The organism is Marinifilum breve (assembly GCF_003202155.1).
GTDB classification, from domain to species: Bacteria; Bacteroidota; Bacteroidia; order Bacteroidales; family Marinifilaceae; genus Marinifilum; species Marinifilum breve.
Genome location: NZ_QFLI01000001.1, coordinates 646,535 through 663,751 on the forward strand (window position 1 = coordinate 646,535; position 17,217 = coordinate 663,751).

13 protein-coding genes are annotated in these 17,217 nt (G+C 36.6%); 9 read left to right on the forward strand and 4 right to left on the reverse strand.

Translation table 11 applies throughout. The annotated features are described in order from the left end of the window. Positions 1-47 precede the first annotated feature (47 nt). Together DF185_RS02660 and DF185_RS02665 are read left to right on the forward strand one after the other, a co-directional pair. Entirely contained in the window at positions 48-1,958 is a 1,911-nt protein-coding gene (locus DF185_RS02660) for a YgiQ family radical SAM protein (protein WP_243421747.1), read from the forward strand. A 112-nt stretch (positions 1,959-2,070) separates the two neighbouring features. Beyond that, positions 2,071-2,796, forward strand: a complete 726-nt coding sequence (locus tag DF185_RS02665) for a tetratricopeptide repeat protein (protein WP_110359168.1) — start codon at positions 2,071-2,073, stop codon at positions 2,794-2,796. 53 nt (positions 2,797-2,849) lie between these two features. Here DF185_RS02665 and mnmL read toward each other — a convergent pair whose 3' ends face one another. Then, on the reverse strand, positions 2,850-3,797 hold the full coding sequence (gene mnmL, locus DF185_RS02670) for a tRNA modification radical SAM protein MnmL/YtqA (RefSeq protein ID WP_110359169.1): 948 nt from the start codon (positions 3,795-3,797) through the stop codon (positions 2,850-2,852). Between the two features lie 239 nt (positions 3,798-4,036). Between mnmL and DF185_RS02675 the strand changes: the two genes are divergently transcribed. The 4 genes from DF185_RS02675 to DF185_RS02690 all read left to right on the forward strand — a co-directional run bounded on the left by DF185_RS02675 (position 4,037) and on the right by DF185_RS02690 (position 8,896). Then, positions 4,037-5,593 (forward strand): DUF4301 family protein, encoded by a 1,557-nt coding sequence (locus tag DF185_RS02675; RefSeq protein WP_110359170.1) that lies wholly within the window; start codon positions 4,037-4,039, stop codon positions 5,591-5,593. 151 nt (positions 5,594-5,744) lie between these two features. Further along, on the forward strand, positions 5,745-7,151 hold the full coding sequence (locus tag DF185_RS02680) for a tetratricopeptide repeat protein (protein WP_110359171.1): 1,407 nt from the start codon (positions 5,745-5,747) through the stop codon (positions 7,149-7,151). 37 nt (positions 7,152-7,188) lie between these two features. Next, positions 7,189-8,124, forward strand: coding sequence for a polyprenyl-phosphate transporter (locus tag DF185_RS02685; RefSeq protein WP_110359172.1), 936 nt, complete (start codon positions 7,189-7,191; stop codon positions 8,122-8,124). A 28-nt stretch (positions 8,125-8,152) separates the two neighbouring features. Further along, positions 8,153-8,896: a shikimate dehydrogenase family protein gene (locus tag DF185_RS02690; RefSeq protein ID WP_110359173.1), complete on the forward strand. Its 744-nt coding sequence runs from the start codon at positions 8,153-8,155 to the stop codon at positions 8,894-8,896. 75 nt (positions 8,897-8,971) lie between these two features. On the opposite strand, the gene DF185_RS02695 is transcribed toward DF185_RS02690, so the two are convergent. Continuing rightward, positions 8,972-11,665 carry a TonB-dependent receptor gene (locus tag DF185_RS02695; protein WP_110359174.1) on the reverse strand — a complete coding sequence of 898 codons (2,694 nt, stop codon included), beginning with the start codon at positions 11,663-11,665 and terminating at the stop codon, positions 8,972-8,974. Between the two features lie 203 nt (positions 11,666-11,868). After that, a complete protein-coding gene (locus tag DF185_RS02700; RefSeq protein ID WP_110359175.1) occupies positions 11,869-12,711 on the reverse strand; it encodes a GLPGLI family protein in 843 nt (280 codons plus the stop codon). Between the two features lie 168 nt (positions 12,712-12,879). Between DF185_RS02700 and DF185_RS02705 the strand changes: the two genes are divergently transcribed. Both DF185_RS02705 and DF185_RS02715 read left to right on the forward strand, forming a co-directional pair. Beyond that, entirely contained in the window at positions 12,880-13,824 is a 945-nt protein-coding gene (locus DF185_RS02705) for a TRM11 family SAM-dependent methyltransferase (protein WP_110359176.1), read from the forward strand. Positions 13,825-14,468: 644 nt separating this feature from the next. Next, a complete protein-coding gene (locus DF185_RS02715; RefSeq protein WP_110359178.1) occupies positions 14,469-14,990 on the forward strand; it encodes a helix-turn-helix domain-containing protein in 522 nt (173 codons plus the stop codon). A 107-nt stretch (positions 14,991-15,097) separates the two neighbouring features. Here DF185_RS02715 and truA read toward each other — a convergent pair whose 3' ends face one another. Next, positions 15,098-15,853, reverse strand: coding sequence for a tRNA pseudouridine(38-40) synthase TruA (gene truA, locus DF185_RS02720; protein WP_207784555.1), 756 nt, complete (start codon positions 15,851-15,853; stop codon positions 15,098-15,100). Between the two features lie 286 nt (positions 15,854-16,139). On the opposite strand from truA, the gene DF185_RS02725 reads away from it, so the two are divergent. Further along, positions 16,140-17,135 carry an AAA family ATPase gene (locus tag DF185_RS02725; protein ID WP_110359179.1) on the forward strand — a complete coding sequence of 332 codons (996 nt, stop codon included), beginning with the start codon at positions 16,140-16,142 and terminating at the stop codon, positions 17,133-17,135. Positions 17,136-17,217 lie beyond the last annotated feature (82 nt).

Genomic DNA, 17,217 nt, shown 5'->3' on the forward strand with positions numbered 1-17,217 from the left:
CTCTTTTTATGTTGTGCAAATATAAATCAATATCGAGAACTAACAAGATGAGCTTAGGAATAAGAGCTCGCTTCTTTAAAATGTTTTTAAATAATCCTATCTTTGCAGTAATTTCAAGACTTATGGCGAATAAAGAAACAACTAGATATAATCAATGGCTACCTACATCGGCCAAGGAGGTTAAAGAAAGAGGATGGGACGAATTGGATGTAATTCTTTTCAGCGGAGACGCATATGTGGATCATCCATCATTTGGTGCTTCGGTAATTGGACGAATTATTGAACACGAAGGTTTAAAGGTTGCAATTGTTCCGCAACCCAATTGGCGTGATGATTTAAGAGATTTTAAAAAGCTAGGACAGCCAAGATTGTTTTTTGGGGTAACTGCAGGAAATATGGATTCAATGGTGAATCATTACACTGCAAACCGAAGACTACGTCATGATGATGCTTATACTCCTGGAGGAAAACATGGATTCCGTCCAGACAAACCTACAGTTGTTTACACACAAATCTTAAAAAAGTTATACCCTGAAACACCAATATTGGTAGGTGGAATCGAAGCTTCTTTAAGAAGGTTAACTCACTACGATTATTGGGAAGATCAGTTAAAACCTAGCATCTTATTGGATAGCGGTGCTGATATGCTGGTATATGGAATGGGAGAAAAACCTTTAAAGGAAATTATCCGCCTAATGAAACGAGGTGTACCTTTTTATTCTCTTACCAATATTCCACAAACCTCTTTCATTGTTAATCAGGATGAAAAATATGCCACAAAAAAACAATGGCAAAGCCAGGAGCTTTTTTCGCATGAGGACTGTTTAGCAGATAAAAAGAAATTTGCTAGCAATTTTAGATACATTGAGATGGAATCGAATGCCATGATGGCCAAGAAACTAACTCAAAACTATGGTGATCAGCAAATTGTTGTAAATCCGCCCTATCCGGTAATGAATGAAAAAGAGATGGATGAGATTTACGATTTGCCATACACAAGGCTCCCACATCCGCGTTACAAAGGCAAACACATTCCTTCCTTCGAAATGATTAAATTTTCGGTAAATATGCACCGCGGATGTTTTGGTGGTTGCTCATTTTGTACCATTTCTGCTCATCAAGGGAAATTTATTGCCAATCGATCGGAAAAATCAATCTTAAAAGAAGTTGAACACATTACAAAAATGCCTGATTTTAAAGGCTATTTATCTGATTTAGGAGGTCCTTCTGCAAATATGTATCAGATGAAAGGGATTTTTGAATCGATTTGTAAAACTTGTCGTCGTCCTTCTTGTATTCATCCTGATGTTTGTCCTAACCTAAACACAAACCATCAGCCAATGCTGGATATCTACAAAAAAGTGGATAAAATTCCTGGAGTTAAGAAATCATTCATCGGTAGTGGTGTTCGCTACGATTTAATGATGCACAAATCAAAAGATGAAAGCATCAACAAATCAAATAAGGATTATGCGGTTGAATTGATTAAAAATCATGTGTCCGGCCGACTTAAAGTTGCACCAGAGCACACTTCTGACGAAGTCTTGGAAATCATGAGAAAACCTTCATTCAAGTTGTTTTACAAGCTAAAAACTCTTTTTGATGAGATCAATAAAAAAGAAGGCATGAACCAACAACTGATTCCATATTTTATCTCAAGTCATCCAGGAAGTTATGGAACCGACATGGCCGATTTGGCTATCAAAACCAAGGAGTTGGATTTTAAATTGGAACAGGTTCAGGATTTCACACCTACACCAATGACCGTTGCAACGGTGATTTATTATTCAGGATATCATCCTTATACTTTAAAAAAGGTTTACACTGCCAAGACCAAAAAAGAGAAATTGTCGCAAAGAAAATTCTTATTCTGGTATAAAAAGGAATATCGTGATGCGATTAAACAAGAGTTAATCAAAATGGGTAAAAAAGATTTACTCACCAAGTTATTTAGATAGTTTAACAAACAATAAACACTGTTAATAATATTTTTATTGACATTAAACAGGTAATATTTTATTATTCTTCTATATAGTTGTACATTAGGTGTTCAAACTCTAAGCTTAATTTATGAAACCATTTTACCAAACGACTTTTAAATATTTGTTGTTATTCGGATTCATCTTTTTGTTTACAAATTGCGAAAAATCAAAGCAAGACAGACAAAACGAGAAAGGGATTGAATTGCTGGCGGACAAAAAATTTAAAGAAGCTGCCAAGCATTTTACCACTATTATAAAAGAAGATAAAAATTACTTGCCTGCATACTTTAATCGTGCCATTGCATATTCTTATCTTAACAACAACCGAGTTGCCATAAAAGATTTAAATGTAGTAATCGGCAAGCAAAAATTTGAGGAAGAGGCCTATTTAAACCGTGCCATTCTTTATGAGAATCAGAAAAATTACAAACAGGCCATAAAAGATTATTCACATGTATTAAATATTAACCCTCGAAATATTAAAGCATATCATTATCGTGGCATATGCAAATATTATATCGAAGATTACAAAGGAGCCATTGAGGATTACAATCACTCCATAAAGATTGGCTTAAATTCATCAGGCGTGTATTACAACAAAGCGGTTTCGTTAGATTGTACGGGTGATTTTAATGATGCCATAAAACACTACAACAAAGCCATTAAAATAGACCAAAAACTAGACAGAGCTTATTATGCACGTGGAATTGCCAAATTAAAAAATGGTGACAAAAAAGGCGCCGTAAAAGACATTCAAACATCCGTTAAAATGGGATTCAAAAAAGGTACTGATGTTCTGAAACAAATTCAGTAGATACGTTTACACTTATAACAAGATCTGGCAGGCCAAACCTGTCAGGTCTTATTTTACTTCTCAAACAATCTACCCTGCCAAGTATTTCTAGCTTTTAAAAGATTATTCAGCTTGTTCACGAACTGATAATTTTTAAGCCCCCATTTAGGTGCGATTAACCATCCAGGAGGAGCCTGATTGGTAAAACGTTCCAACATTACATCAGGATTTATTCTCTCAATTACATTTACAATAAAATCCAAATATTCATCCAGCTCAAACATATAAAATCGCTCAGGAGCTTGCTCATACTCTTTAGCCATTTGGGTATTTCTTAGGATTTGAAGCTGATGCAATTTCAAAGTCTCAATAGGCAATTTCGATAGTTCAACTGCATGACTTAGCATATCTTCCTTGCTATCATGTGGCAAGCCGTTCACCAAGTGCACACCAATATGAATACCTCGATTGGCTGTTCGTTGAATGGTTCTTTCAGCTTCAATGTATGTATGTCCACGATTAATAGCCGCCAGTGCATCATCATTCGCCGATTCAACTCCATACTCAATGGCAATGTAATTGTTCTTGGCAAGCTCTTCCAAATAATCCAGCACTTCATCACTAACACAATCGGGTCTTGTACCGATAACCAAACCTACTACCTTTTCATGAGCCAAAGCCTCTTCATACAGCTCTTTTATCTTATCAATATGACCATAGGTATTCGAGTATGCCTGAAAATAAGCCAGATACTTCTGTGTTTTGTATTTGGATTTAAAAAAATCAATCCCTTCTTCAATTTGCGTTGTAATTGTTTTGCGCGGACTGCAATAGGCTGGATTAAAACTATTGTTGTTACAATATGTGCAACCTCCAACACCCTTACTCCCATCTCGATTAGGACAGGTAAAACCAGCATCTATCGATACTTTTTGAATTCTTTCAGCAAATCGGGTTTTAAAATAAGAAGGAAAATCATTGTATCGTCCTTCATGTCCCCATGGGTAAGTAATGTCAGTCATTTAATATTTATTTTGCGGCAAAAATACAAATAGAATTTTAATTCAACAGTTAGAAATCTTATTTTGCTTCAACTCTACGGGTAAAGCACATAGAATACAAAGTATCCTTTTTCCATTCTGTCAGCATTTAAACAAATTCACTGTATTGCATAATTTTTTTCATTATTAAAGCTATAGCCCTTTTCTTTTTATGAAAGTATTCTTTATCTTGCTTCGGACACTTTAATAAAACTTTAAGCATGTTTTCAGAACAAGATCTATCTCAATTTCAATCTAAAGGAATTTCTATTGAAAAAATCGAAGCACAGATTAGCAATTTTAAAAATGGCTTTCCGAAGATGAAACTGAAAAAACCGGCTACTATTGAAGACGGTATTACCAAAATTCAAGATGAAGAACTTGAGATTTACGAAGAAGTGTATAACACACATTCTAAAAATCTAGAACTTTTAAAGTTTGTTCCTGCCTCTGGTGCAGCATCAAGAATGTTTAAAATCCTTTATGATTTCCTAAACACATATCAGGACACTGAAGATGAATATCTGAAATTCCTATGCAATAAAGGGCCAGAAACCATGTTCAATTTCTTTGACCGTCTGGAAGATTTTGCCTTTTATGGTGATCTCAAAAACGCAATGATCGAAGAAGACATGGATTTGGATAAAATGGCCGATAAAAATAAATTCAAGGAAATTTTAGCCATGCTTTTGAATAGTAAGGGTCTTAACTACGGGAACCTACCAAAAGGATTATTGAAATTTCATAGATACAAGCATTACTCCAGAACAGCTTTCGAAGAGCATTTGGTTGAAGCACTAAATTATGCAAAAGATGAAGCTGGTAATGCCAACATCCACTTGACTGTATCTGAAGATCACAAAAAATTATTCCAGGATCGCTACAATAAAACCAAAGATACCTTTGAAGAAAAATATCAAGGAAACCTGAGCGTATCTTATTCTGTTCAAAAATCTTCTACAGATACAATTGCTGTTGATATTAATGATGAACCATTCCGCAACGAAGATGGATCAATCCTGTTCCGTCCAGGTGGACATGGTGCATTAATAGAAAATCTGAACGAACTCAAAGCCGATATTATTTTCGTTAAAAATATTGATAATGTTGTTCCTGACAGACTAAAAGAAACTACTTACAAGTTTAAGAAAGTTCTAGCAGGTCTATTATTGGAAAATCAATCCATCATTTTCGATTATTTAAAATTATTGGAAGAAGACAAAGAAATTTCTGAAGATACTTTAAACGAAATGTTGACATTCCTTGAAGAAAAACTTTGTACTACACCCCCAGCTAGCTTGAAAAGAGATAATCCTGATAAGGTTAAAAAGTACTTGTTCGATAAGTTCAACAGACCGATTCGTGTATGCGGAATGGTGAAGAACGAAGGAGAACCAGGTGGCGGTCCTTTCTGGGCAAGAAATACAGATGGATCTGTTTCATTACAGATTGTTGAAGGTTCTCAAATCGACAAATCAGATGTTAGACAGAAAAACATTCTTGAAAGAGCAACTCACTTCAACCCCGTTGATTTGATTTGTGGAACCAGGGATTACAAAGGCAATAAGTTTGATTTACACAAATTCATCGATCCTCAAACTGGTTTCATTTCAGAAAAATCTAACAACGGAAGAGATCTGAAGGCAATGGAGCTACCAGGTCTGTGGAATGGTGCCATGTCTGACTGGAATACCATATTTGTTGAGGTTCCTATCATCACCTTTAACCCGGTAAAAACAGTTTTCGACTTATTACGAATAGAACACAGAAACTTATAATCAACAAAGGTCTTGCAATGCAAGACCTTTTATTTTTAGGCTAATATCAATATTTCAGTGATAAAAACACCTACTTTGTTAATATCTTACAACTTGGTATTTTTAAAATTAATCCTACTTTTGCAATGCAGTAATCATTTTAATTTGATAAATGATAGATAATACAGAAAACTATCTTGATGGTGATGTACTTACAATTGTAAGTAGATATGAGGAAATGATTAAAGCGAATGAGCTTTATTACTTTGATGTTCACGAATTTGAAAACATCATAGATCATTATATCGAAAAAAATAAATTTAGCGATGCGGTTAAAGTTACCACCATTGCTATTAAGCAGCATCCTTCTGCCATTTCAATTCAAATTAAAAAAGCCCAGGTATTAATTAATCGTGGGCAACATCTCGAAGCACTGGCAATCCTAAATAAAGTTCAGGGAATTGAATCATCCAATAAGGAGATTTGGCTTTTAAAAGGCAATATCTACAACCTGATGGGTAAACACAAAAGTGCTAAAAAACAATTCGACGAAGCTTTAACGAAAGATCACGAAAACAGAGAAGACCTTCTTTTTAGAATTGCAATGGCTTTCGAACAACTCAACCAATTTGATTTGGCAGTTGGTTACCTTGAGGAAGCATTAAGATTAAACGAGGAAGATTCAGAAGTCCTTTTTGAATTGGGATATTGCTACGAGAAACTTGGTATGGATGAGAAAAGCATTGAAACCTATAGCAAATTTCTGGATATTAATCCTTTCTCAGACAATGCATGGTACAACATCGGAATTGTTTACAATCGCATGGCGACGTTTCCAAAGGCAATAGAAGCATACGAGTTTGCTTTGGCTGTAAATCCTCAGCACAGTAAAGCTTATTTTAACCTTGCAAATGCACTAGCAAATTCCGGTAAATTTGAGGAGGCAATTAAGCACTATATCGAATATTTGGAATTTGAAGATGATCACGCTTCAACCTACTCATATATTGGAGAATGTTTCGAAAAGTTGAATGAGTACGATCAAGCACTGAACTATTACGAAACTGCCATAAAATCAAATGAAGAGCTTCCTGACCCATGGTTCGGGATGGGATTGATTTTGATGTATCAGGACAAGATTGATGAGAGCTTGGTTTATCTTGAAAAGGCTAATAAACTAGATAGTGACAATCCTGATTATTGGTTTGCTTTGGCATCGGCATATTCTAGGTCTGAATCGCCTCAAAAAGCAGTTCGCGCCTTTCGTGAAGCCATTGATTTAGATCCTTACGATCCAACTTTCTCGATCACTTTAGCAGAGTTCTACCATAGAAATGAAAAGGTTGAGACTGCCATTGATGTTCTTTTAGAGAGTTGTGGATACAATCCTGAATCGCCAGAGCTTTTCAACAACTTGGCTGCTTATTACATGCTTTCAGGTGATTTAAATGCAACAGAGCATTACATCAAGAAATCAACCGATATTGATGCCGAAAACCTAAAAGAAATCTTCCTTCAGTTTCCTGAATTGGAAGAAAACTTGCAATTCAAGAAGATCATTGCGGCTTACTCCGCATAGAAAATATATTGCTACTTAATTTCACGCACAAACAATTATGGCTAGAAAAATTAGAGATTATGTTCTTATTGCCCTAAAAGGTATGGGTATGGGAGCTGCAGACGTTGTACCTGGCGTTTCGGGTGGAACCATTGCTTTTATCACCGGAATCTACGAAGAATTAATCAACACCATTAAATCAGTAAACTTAAGTTCTATCAAACTTCTTTTACAGTTTAAATTGAAAGACTTCTGGAAAGCTGTTAATGGAAATTTTCTTTTGGCCTTACTATTTGGTATTGGTTTTAGTTTCTATACATTGGCTAAACTTGTAAAACATTTATTGGAGACTCAACCCATTTTGATTTGGTCTTTCTTTTTTGGTCTAATTGTAGCATCGGCAATTGTAGTTGCCCGAAAAATTACAGAATGGAAAGCCAGAACCATAATTGCCATGATTATAGGCACTATTATAGCTTATATGGTTGTCGAATTAACACCAGCCGAAGCTCCTACCAGCTACTGGTTTTTATTTCTATCTGGCGCTTTGGCAATTTGTGCCATGATTCTTCCAGGTATCTCAGGTGCATTCATCTTAGTCTTACTAGGATCATACAATCATATTCTAAGTGCTTTGAGCAGTTTTAAAATTGATGTAATTGCAACTGTAGCCGCTGGTGCTGGAATCGGAATCCTAAGCTTCTCTCACCTATTAAGCTGGTTGCTTAAAAAATACCATAACATGACCATTGGTTTGCTTTCAGGATTCATGATTGGATCATTAAATAAGGTGTGGCCATGGAAAGAAACCATTACCACAAGAATTGACAGACATGGTGAAGTGATTCCTGTACTTCAAAAGAACATTCTACCTGGAAAATTCGAAACTCTATTCAACCAGGATTCTCAACTATACTTTGCTCTGGTTTTAGCTCTTGCTGGATTCTTGCTAATTTGGATCATGGAAAAATATTCTCCGGAAGAATCAAAATAAACATCAACTATTAAATTGAATTAACCACATGAACACCTACGGCATTCTTGGATATCCTTTGGGACACTCTTTCTCGAAAAAGTACTTCGAAGAGAAATTTACTGAGCTTAACATCGAAGCTGAATTTCTAAATTTTGAGCTTCCTTCCATTCAGGGTTTGCCAAACACACTAAAAGAAACAAAAAATCTAAAAGGATTTTGCGTAACCATTCCATACAAAGAAGAGGTAATTCAATTTTTAGATGAAATCGATCCTTTAGCAAAAAAGCTAGGCGCTGTAAACTCTGTTCAGATTATTAAAAATGGTGATGAAACCAAACTGAAAGGCTTCAATACAGATATATTCGGTTTTCAGGAATCACTTAAGGAATTTATTGGAGAAAACCGACCAAAAGCCTTAATTCTTGGAACAGGAGGAGCATCAAAAGCTGTAGCTGGAGGATTAGAAGATTTGGGAATCGAATACAAATTTGTGAGTCGCTCAGCCAAAGAAAACCAATTTACCTACGAGCAATTAACGCAGGAAATCATGGAGAATTACAAGTTAATCGTAAACTGTTCTCCCCTGGGTACATTTCCAAAAGATGATACTTGTCCAAATCTTCCATACCAACACTTAAGCGAAGAACATTTTCTTTACGATCTAGTCTACAACCCTGCAGAGACTTTATTCATGAAGAAAGGTGCAGAACAAGGAGCAAAAACACACAATGGCTTAAAAATGCTTCACCTGCAAGCTGAGAAAAATTGGGAAATTTGGAACGAATTATAATTACGAATGAAAAATTACGAATTACGAGAAGGTCTAATTTCTATCGTAATTCGTAATTAAAAATTCGTAATTGATTTAAATGTCATACTTCACCGTAAACAAGAAATACCTTGGCTGCACAAAGTAAGTTGACGAAGTAAAGGAAAAATCGTTCTCACTATTTCTATCCAAAGAATCCGTATCCAAAAGGTTCTTCCCTTTGATACCAAACTCCCATTTACTATCCTGTTTTCTGTAGGTTAAATCAGCTTCCAAAAAGCTATATTCATTCTCTATAGTATTATCCTTATCGGTATAAGAATAAAAATCGTAGTCCGCTGTAAGAATAAAGTTTTTCAGGAAAGCCATATCTAATCTTGCAAATGGACGCTTGGTGTAATAAGTACTTGTAGTTGCTCCTCTATCATATTTATTGATGCTATACTTGTAGCCAAATTCAATATTCGGGGCATTCTTAAAATTCGTACCAATAGATCCTGTATAATTCTGATTGAACGACTCCGATTTTGTTGGTTGAGAATTCACCAAATTGTTATTCTCGCTCCAGGAAACATTAGCTTTAGCAGATACTTTTATATTCTTAAAGGTTCTTTGATATCTCGCATTGGCGCTTAATGATTCATCAGACAAATCAGAATTAATGGTTGAACTGATCTGGTTAATACCCATAGGAATCACATTATTCTTGAATCCTTCAATACTTTTGGTATAGCTGATATTCGCAAACATGTGGGTAAAATTAAACATGTTAAAACTAAAGAAGTTCAAAGATACATTGTGCTTTAAAGCGCTTTCCAATTCAGGATTTCCACTGTATACCGAATTGTAATTGTTCAACACAAAGGCCTCTGCATATTTCGACACATCGGTAAAAGTTCTGGTAATTCTATAATTGAATCTTAAATTCTCCGATTTCTTCAACTGCATATTAATATAAACATCTGGCAAAACAGAAATCAAATCATCCTTTACTTTCTTGCTATGCTGGGTGCTCTTGGTTTCGTACTGATGAATGGTAACCCCAGGATTGAAAGTGAACATTCCCGCTTTTAGTTTGTAGTGAAATCCGAAAAACAAATCAGAAACATTAAACTTTACATCATTCTTGAATTCATCACCTGCCATTTCCAAATCAGATTCATCATCCAGCTTTTGGAATATCTCGGTATCGTAATTCTGATGATTCTGCGTAGTTCCCAATGTAAACTGCAAGTTGCTCTTGTCACCAGTAACCAAATAGTAATCTAGCTTTGCATCTACTTTATTGGTAATAATTCTCTTTTCCTGATTCATATTGTACAAACTCACCGTATTATCAACCGGAAATAGCGTAGCAAATGCAAACTCATCACGAATTGAATTGTAAAACGGATCCTCGTTTTGATACAAATGCTGACCTTCAAAAGCAAATATGTGTTTATCACTAGCTGTGTAATAAATTTTAGCAGATTGCTGTAAAGTAAGTGGTTCCTGCTGTTTCAGCTGATAAATTTCATCCAATTCATCATTAACCGTCGATTCCACCTGCTCTTCCTCGTCGTCGTCCGATTGCTTCACAAAAATGTCGTAATCAAACTGGAAGTTTACATTTGGTTTGTACACCGAATTGAATTTGAACAAGCCCAATTCAACATCCTGATCGTTCCTGGTAATACTTTTCTCTACCTGCGATTGATCATCCTCTAACTCGTAGGTAGTTATTTTTTGAGTTTCCATTAAGGTCCCAGTATATGAATAGATTCCAAATCCACCAATATCCCAGTTATCTTTCAACTCATAACTAAAATTCAAAGCTGCAAACCTGGTTTCGATATCTTTAGCTCGGTTATTCTGAGCCGTTGAAATTCCCAGAGAATTTCCTCCTACGCTAATAGAACTTCCTCCTCCTGGATTAAAACCTCTAAAACCACCCGTAAAATTCATAAAGTCTCTTCGTGTAAAAGGAACCTCACCAATGTTATTGGCATCGGTAATCAGGTTTAAACTAAATTTAGGACTGTAATAAAACAGTTTGGGATGTGCCAAATACTTTTCGTCAGGACCTGCACCAACGGTGAACTCACCAAACCAGAACTTATCCTTCCCTTTCTTCAGTCGAATATTCAAAGCAATATTATCCTCGTCGTTGGTAAGACCTTTCATTTGCCCAATTTCGTTGTAGTTTCTCAGTACTTCAACCTTACTTACTGCATCGGCAGGAATATTATCTGCAGCAATTTTAGAATCGCCATCAAAGAAATCTTTTCCTTCAACCATCACTTTCTGCACCTGCTTCCCTTCTACCTCAATCTGTCCATCGTCGTTCATTTCCACACCTGGCAAAGTCACCAGAACATCCTTCAGTTTACGCTCGGTTCCCACAGTAAACGAATCAGTATCATAAACTATGGTATCGCCTTTCACCATTACAGGCATGGTATAAGTCACATCAACCTCGTTCAACATGCTGTTCTCTTCCGACATGCTAACATCATGACTTCCATCCTCTGCAGTAGCTTCGTATTGGAATTCTTTAGCACCAAAACCAATAAAACTCACTTTTATATTGTACACCGAACCCGATTTCAACTTCACCTTATACAAACCACTATGGTTGGTAACACAGTACGATTCCAACAAGTTTGTCTCTGCATTTATAGCAATTACATTGGCCATTTCAATGGCCTTACCAGAATCATCCGTAACGATTCCTTTAAGATTGACATCCTCCTGCGCAAAACTGATAAGGCTTGCACACAACAATACCAATATGAAAAAGTATTTCTTCATGATTTTTGTTTCAATTTTAGTGAAGTAGTGGATTGTATTTTATTCGAGCTTATTGACTCAATTTATCATTTTGATTACTTGAATCTCATCTTCCTGTTTGATCAGGCTATTAGCCATTAGCTTTTAGATAAAAGCTTTCTTTCAATTACAACATTACTCATGAATTCACCTAAAATTCTGAATTCATAATTTATAATTCTAAATTACCTTCTTCTTCCTCCCGGTCTCATACTTCTAAAATTTTCACGCATCTCCTTCATTTTCTTGCGCGATATCTCATCGTATTCCGCTTGACTTACCTCTTTGCCTTTATTAGGCTCTTTGATATCGATCTTCTCTTTTGGATTGATTACGATTTTTGAGCAAAGAATGCTTGTTCTGCCATCATTCAATTCCATAATTAAACCAGGCAATCCCCAATACTCTCCCGGACCTTGATTCACCGGAATCTCAGGACAATACCAAGCTACAATTTCAACTTCCTTTTCAATCATCTCAGGTTCTTTGCTATCTGTCTGCACCCCTCTACCTCTTCGCTGAAAAACAGCTCGCATATTTGGCTCACTCACATGTTTTACTGCAGTAGCCTTGTAAGCTGTATAATTGCCGATCTTTTTGGTTTCTGCCTGCATTTGCCATTGTAGTTTTGGCAAACTATCATTCACTAAGAATATCTTGCCAAACAAGTCTTTCGATACCGCATATTTGCCTGCCTTCACATTCTTGTAGTAATCTTCACCACCAGCGCCCATCATCATGCCCATTCGCATACCACCTCGGCCTTGCCCCATTCCTGGTTGTTCCAACTTTTCTTCTTGTTTGTATACCGATTCTGTTCTGTTAAAACTTAAGATGTAGGTTCTCTCGCTCATCTGTTTCATGCGTTCCAGAATCATCTTTTTACGATCCTCCGGAATTTGTCTTCCCCAAAAATCCATATTAATGGTCGTTTTACTTTCATAGTATGCTTTGCCCTGAAAGTCTTGAGCAAATAGGCAATTTCCGAAAACTAGGAAACAAGCAAAGGCGAATACATATTTCTTCATGATGTACAATATATTTTTAGTTCTGATGTTATGACTTCAAGTTTTACAAATGGTTTAAAGCTAGAATCTAAAAAATCACAATTAAACTTTACTTGACTAGATTTTTGTTAGTTAAGGTGGTTTTAATAATTTCGGGCATTCTTTGGAATTTAAACCTACCAAAAACAAATGCAAGCAAGCAAATACATATATACTTACATCTACGACAATCACGAAAGTGAACTTTGCAAACTCGAATCGAAATATCTTTTTAACAAGGAAGAAAAGGACAAGTTATTGATTTCTGATATCAAGATTGAACCTACCTGCAGTGCGTTCATCAGAAAAAGAGTTGATGTTCAGCTTCAATCTGAGGACTATTTGGAACTGATCGAGAAAATAAAAAATGAAAAGATTTCTGTTGATGATTTCAAGGTGGAATATGTGGTATTAAATGGTGACAAAACCAAGTACAACGATCGTTTGGACAAACTAAGAGATGTTGGCTACAATATTAATGGCATGCCCGAATATTACAAGCCAAAAATCACCTATGCAGTCTGCTGTCACCAGGGAACCTGGTATTTTGGAACATTGCTTAAAAATGATTTTGCTTGGGAGAAACACAACAAAAAACCTTTTTCCTACAGCAATTCAATCAATATTAACATTGCCAAAACACTGGTAATCCTTGCTGCCAAAAACAACAAGGAAACAAAACTCTTGGATGCTTGCTGCGGAGTTGGTACCATTATGCTCGAAGCCTGTTTTGCCGGATACAATATTGAAGGTACCGATATCAATTGGAAAGTATGCCGACAAGCGCGCCAAAATCTTGCTCATTTCAATTATGAAAGTACGGTATATCGCTCCGATATTAAAGATATCGAGAACAAGTACGATGCAGCCATTATCGACTTGCCATACAATTTATTTAGCTATGCTGATGAGAATACCATCTCGCACATCATTGAGTCGTCAACCAAAGTAACCGACCGATTGGTGATTGTATCTACCACAGACATTACTGAAATTGTGAACAATGTAGGATTGACAATAACGGATCATTGCAGCGTTCGCAAAAAAGAGAAAGCCAATTTCGCCAGAAGAATTTGGGTTTGCGAAAAGAATTGATCATTTCAGATAGGTTGAGCTTCCGTTCATTCGGGAGCCTTTCCGCACACGAAGAATAGCTTCCGCACACAAAGAAATGGTTTCCGCACACCAAGGTACCCTTTCCGCACAGCCAGATACCCCTTCCGCACGCCGATTTTCTTCTTCCGCACGCAAGGGTAAGCCTTCCGCACACAAGGGGGGCCTTTCCGCACCCACAGGAAGTTGTTCCGCACGCAAGTTTGGTTCTTCCGCACGCGAAGGCACCCTTTCCGCACGCTAAATTACTACCTCCTTTGCATAAAGGAAGCACTAACCAGTATCACGGAAATGCAAAAGTATCGTTCAGAAAGACAATTTACACGAACGGAAATACAGCCTGATGATACGGAATAACCAAATTGCTATGCGGGACAACCATCTTTTGAGTCGGAGCATTACAAATTACGAACGGATCTTCTGATAGCACGAGTTTGCTCAACTCGTACCCTACAAAGCAAAAATTCATGTGTCATAGAATAAAGTTTTGGCTTACAAACTTAAAACAATACCAATACAGATAATCAACACATTAATTGCAAATGTCGTGTAAATGTCGTGTTTTTGTAGTTGGAAAGTTACCCTAATCTGTAGGACATTTGCTTTTGAATCAAAATGAAAAAAAAATGGAAACAGGAAAACTAATCAAAGAACTTAGGTTAAAAAAAGGATTGACTCAAGAAGAGTTGGCAAGTAGAACTGAGGTAAGCGCACGAACAATTCAACGCATAGAGAATGGAGAAGTAGATCCAAGAGCTTACACCCTACAAATGATTGCCAATGCACTCGAAGTTGATTTTAGTTTGTTTGTAGAAAATGAACCTAAAGAAGAAGTGCAAGCTAATGACGAAAAAAACTGGTCAGCACTTCTTCATCTTAGTGGCATTGTTCCATTAATCATTCCTACCCTGCTTTTGTGGACCAACAAAAAGGATAAAACGAATGAAGTGTCACATCATTATCGCGCAGCTATTTCTATGCAGTTGTGTATTTGGGTAATCAGTCTTATTGGCTTATGGATTTATTGGAAAACAAATCAGTCAATACCAATTATTATAGGATTACTAATTGGGAGTTTGGTTTCAATAATGAATGCTGTATTTGCGCTGTTTGATAAGCCTTTAATTAATCCTTTCATCAAGAATTAAAGTAAAACCAATCTAATTCGGATAGCGCGAGTTTATATAACTCGTGCTCTACAAATCCGATAACTTACTTTGCCCAAGCAAAGCATATGATATGTAATTTGTAATTGTTAATTCCTAATTGACTCCGGGTAGTCTATCTCAGCCAAAAACAATCCATGACCAGGAACCGAAGATCCAGCATTAGATCGATTCTTGCTTTCGATTACCTGGCGGAAATCTTCCAGATTCATTTTTCCACGACCTACCTCAACCAAAGTTCCCACAATGGCACGAACCATATTGCGAAGGAAACGATCTGCTTTTACGGTAAACACCAACTCGTCACCATTATCCTTCCATTCTGCCTGGTAAATTTTGCAGTTATTGGTTTTCACATCGGTGTGTAGTTTGCTAAAGCTGGTAAAATCTTCGAATTCGAACAGAATTTTAGCCGCCTCGTTCATTTTTTGCACATCCAATTCATAAGGAACCTTCCAATGCGATTCCAACCTGAAAGGATTCTTATTCTTGGTGATAAAGTAATGATAAGTTCTGGCCGTAGCATCGAAGCGCGTGTGCGCCTCTTCCCTCACCTGAAAAGTTTGCTTAATGGCAATATCGTGAGGTAAAAAACGATTCAAACGAAAACTCAGCTTATCACAATCGAAAGTCACTTGCTCATCCACATCGAAATGTGCATAAAAATCGCTGGCATGAACCCCTGTATCGGTTCTACCGCAACCCACCACATTGATTTCACAATTTAGAATGGTAGATAGCGCCTTGTTTAAAACCTCCTGCACTGTAATTGCATTGGGTTGTATCTGCCATCCATGATAATTGGTGCCTTTATAGCTTAATCTGATAAAATATCGTTTGTTCAAATCGTAGAGTTTTTCTTTAATCTGGGACAAAAATAGTAAAAAGAATAAAAGTCAAAGAGTCGAAGTGTCGAACGGTTGAAAAGTAAAAAGCGGTCAGCGCTCAGCAATCAGCGTCCAGCACCTTTTACCTTTGCTACTTGAAGCTTGTCACTTGGAACTTCAATCTCTTAACACTTTTTAACGGCCCAGAACTTTTATAAAATCTTCAAAAATTTATCTTTGTAGAGGTTTTTCGGGAAACCGAACCGTTTTATGTCAAAATTTAAGTAAACAAATAAATATTTCTATGATCCAAACAGTTGATATCAAAGAGCTAAATGAGCGTATCCAAAGAGAAAGTTCTTTTGTGGATATGATTTCTATGGAGATGAACAAAGTTATTGTTGGACAGAAACACCTTGTTGAAAGCCTTTTAATCGGTATGCTTTCCAATGGTCACATCCTATTGGAAGGAGTTCCTGGTTTGGCAAAAACGCTTGCCATTAATACACTTTCAACAACTATCGATGCGGACTTTAGCCGTATTCAGTTTACTCCAGACCTTTTGCCTGCCGATTTATTGGGTACAATGATCTACAGCCAGAAGAAAGAGGAGTTCGTGGTGAAAAAAGGACCTATCTTTGCCAACTTCATACTTGCCGATGAGATCAACCGTGCTCCTGCAAAAGTACAGGCTGCTTTACTGGAGGCTATGCAGGAACGTCAGATCACCATTGGTGACAATACTTATAAACTGGAAGAACCATTCTTGGTAATGGCTACTCAGAACCCGATTGAGCAAGAAGGTACCTACCCGCTTCCTGAAGCACAGGTTGACCGTTTCATGCTTAAAGTTGTGATCAACTATCCTAAAAAAGAGGAAGAGCAATTAATCATGCGTCAGAATCTTTTGAAGGCATTTCCTAAAGCATCACAAATCTTAAAACCAGAAGACATCATTAAAGCACGCGATGTGGTTAAGGATGTTTACATGGATGAAAAAATTGAAAAATACATTGTTGATATTATTTTCGCAACCCGTTTCCCTTCTGATTACGGATTGGAAAAATACACTGACATGATTGCATTTGGTGGATCGCCTCGTGCTAGTATCTCTTTGGCATCAGCTGCTAAAGCGTATGCATTCATCAAGCGCAGAGGATATGTAATTCCTGAAGATATTCGTGCAGTAGCTCACGATGTATTGCGTCACAGAATTGGCTTAACTTACGAAGCTGAAGCGAATAATATTACCAGCGAAAATATCATTAGCGAAATTCTAAATACTGTTGAAGTTCCGTAGTCAATTACGAATGATTAATTAAGAATTACGAATAATATTAAATACGTACTTCTTAATTATTAATACAGAATTCTTAATTCGT

Excerpts from the sequence above, each read along its gene's own strand:
- DF185_RS02665 (WP_110359168.1), top strand. The coding sequence starts at position 2,071 with ATGAAACCATTTTACCAAACGACTTTTAAATATTTGTTGTTATTCGGA.
- DF185_RS02685 (WP_110359172.1), top strand. The coding sequence starts at position 7,189 with ATGGCTAGAAAAATTAGAGATTATGTTCTTATTGCCCTAAAAGGTATG.
- DF185_RS02695 (WP_110359174.1), bottom strand. The coding sequence starts at position 11,665 with ATGAAGAAATACTTTTTCATATTGGTATTGTTGTGTGCAAGCCTTATC.
- DF185_RS02690 (WP_110359173.1), top strand. The coding sequence starts at position 8,153 with ATGAACACCTACGGCATTCTTGGATATCCTTTGGGACACTCTTTCTCG.
- DF185_RS02705 (WP_110359176.1), top strand. The coding sequence starts at position 12,880 with ATGCAAGCAAGCAAATACATATATACTTACATCTACGACAATCACGAA.
- DF185_RS02660 (WP_243421747.1), top strand. The coding sequence starts at position 48 with ATGAGCTTAGGAATAAGAGCTCGCTTCTTTAAAATGTTTTTAAATAAT.
- DF185_RS02675 (WP_110359170.1), top strand. The coding sequence starts at position 4,037 with ATGTTTTCAGAACAAGATCTATCTCAATTTCAATCTAAAGGAATTTCT.
- DF185_RS02680 (WP_110359171.1), top strand. The coding sequence starts at position 5,745 with ATGATAGATAATACAGAAAACTATCTTGATGGTGATGTACTTACAATT.
- mnmL (WP_110359169.1), bottom strand. The coding sequence starts at position 3,797 with ATGACTGACATTACTTACCCATGGGGACATGAAGGACGATACAATGAT.
- DF185_RS02715 (WP_110359178.1), top strand. The coding sequence starts at position 14,469 with ATGGAAACAGGAAAACTAATCAAAGAACTTAGGTTAAAAAAAGGATTG.
- DF185_RS02700 (WP_110359175.1), bottom strand. The coding sequence starts at position 12,711 with ATGAAGAAATATGTATTCGCCTTTGCTTGTTTCCTAGTTTTCGGAAAT.
- DF185_RS02725 (WP_110359179.1), top strand. The coding sequence starts at position 16,140 with ATGATCCAAACAGTTGATATCAAAGAGCTAAATGAGCGTATCCAAAGA.